At 70.5% G+C, this 1718-nt stretch carries 2 protein-coding genes and 1 pseudogene; all 3 read right to left on the bottom strand.

What is annotated here, in order from left to right:
* A pseudogene (locus tag ACTIFU_RS23690) lies at nucleotides 1-184 on the bottom strand (dipeptide epimerase); the annotation flags it as partial.
* Between the two features lie 2 nt (nucleotides 185-186).
* Nucleotides 187-1194, bottom strand: coding sequence for an N-acetyltransferase DgcN (gene dgcN, locus ACTIFU_RS23685; protein WP_439580788.1), 1008 nt, complete (start codon nucleotides 1192-1194; stop codon nucleotides 187-189).
* 30 nt (nucleotides 1195-1224) lie between these two features.
* Entirely contained in the window at nucleotides 1225-1596 is a 372-nt protein-coding gene (locus ACTIFU_RS23680; RefSeq protein WP_439580787.1) for an AtuA-related protein, read from the bottom strand.
* Nucleotides 1597-1718: the final 122 nt, after the last annotated feature.

Here is a 1718-nt window from a genome sequence, read left to right as displayed (position 1 = left end):
CCCCCGCCACCTCCTCGACCGTCTCGCCGTAGCGCGCATAGGGTGTGCATTCGCCGCTGGCGATGATGCCGTCGTGTTCGATCTCGCACAGGAGCACGCGCGCCTCGGTGCGTGCGCCGCGGCTGATGCGGAACGAACCCTTCAGCTTGAACACCTGCTCGCGGACGGAGAGCTTCGCCACCATCGTCACATCGCCTTCAGGACATCGACGACCCTGCCGCAGCCGGTACGCGCCGGGTCGATCGTCGGCAGGCCGAAGCGCGCTTCCGTCTCGGCGATCTCGCGCAGCGCGGCCGCCTCACTCATGTGCTGGGTGTTCAGGCTGATGCCGATCACCGTCGCCGCCGGGTTGGTGATGCGCGCGGCCGCGACATGCGCCTCGATGGTCTCGGCGATCCCCGGCACCGGCCGGTCACCGAGCCCGCGCATGCTCCGCCGCGTCGGGTCGTGCACCATCACCATCGCGTCAGGCTGCGCGCCCATCGCCAGCCCGACCGTCACGCCGGCATAGGAGGGGTGCAGCACGGTCGCCTGGCCTTCCACCACGTCCCAGTGGTCGGGATCGTTGGCGGGGCAGAGCATCTCCACCGCACCCGAGATGAAATCCGCCACCACCGCGTCGAGCGGAATGCCCGACCCGGCGATCAGGATGCCGGTCTGGCCGGTGGCGCGGAAGGTCGCCTTCATGCCGGCCGCCCGCATGTCGCGCTCGAGTGCAAGCCCGGTGAACATCTTGCCGATCGAGCAGTCGGTGCCGACGGTCAGCACGCGCTTGCCCGCGCGCTTCACCCCAGTGCCCACCGGGAACACGTCCTTCGGGTGGCGCACGTCATGGACCGCGCGGCCATGCAGCTTGGCAGCCTCCGCCACCGCCGGCTGGTCGGCGATGCGGTCGTGCAGGCCGGACGCGACGTCCATGCCGAGCTCGATCGCGCGGATCATCAGCTTCTGCCACTCTGCGTTGATGCGACCGCCGCGCGTGGTGGTGCCGATCAGGAACGTCTTCGCGCCCTTTTCGGCCGCCTCCTCCAGCGTCAGATCGAGCAGGCCTGCATCGGCCTTGCAGCCTGGCAGGCGCATCTGGCCGACGCAGGCATCCGGGCGCCACTGCGCGACACCGACGCCGGTCTTGCCGGCGAGCTGGTCATGCGCCTCGCCGAGAAAGATGAGGTACGGGGTACGGATCTGGAGCAAAGTGGGGCCTCCGGGACGGGACGCCGGACGCTAAGGGCGATGCGCCCGCGCGTCGAGGGTGGCCCGCACCGCGGCAAGCGCGTCCTTGCCGACGGTGACCGGCAGGGTGAGGACGAGGAAGGACAGCGCCTTGCCGTGCCCGTCGAGGTTGAGCGCGGTGTTCACTCCGCCCTCCAGCACGTCGTCGATGACGAGATTGAGCGCGTGCAGCTTGGGCAGCAGGTAGCGCCGCACGGCGGTCGGGCGGCGGTGTGCGAACAGGGAGGCGACGCGGTCCTCGGTCACCTGCTCGACCAGTACCTCCCAGACATCCGCGTGGTGCGCGATCACCGCGACGTTCAGCCGGTTGCCCTTGTCGCCCGTGCGTGCATGGGCGATCGCGTGCAGGGGCACGGTGATCACGGCGAGACCATCGCGATGCGCGGGCGGACGAGGTCGCGCGGGATCAGCGCCGAGGTCGTGGCGACGCGGCGCGTGACAGCGGTGCGTACGCCGCCGCCGCCGGCGGGGCCGCAGCAATAGAG

Origin of the sequence: Elioraea sp., assembly GCF_051860475.1 — a bacterium.
Taxonomy (GTDB): domain Bacteria; phylum Pseudomonadota; class Alphaproteobacteria; order Acetobacterales; family Acetobacteraceae; genus Elioraea.
Note: the sequence above shows the minus strand (reverse complement) of the source record. Positions and strands in the feature narration are given on the sequence as shown.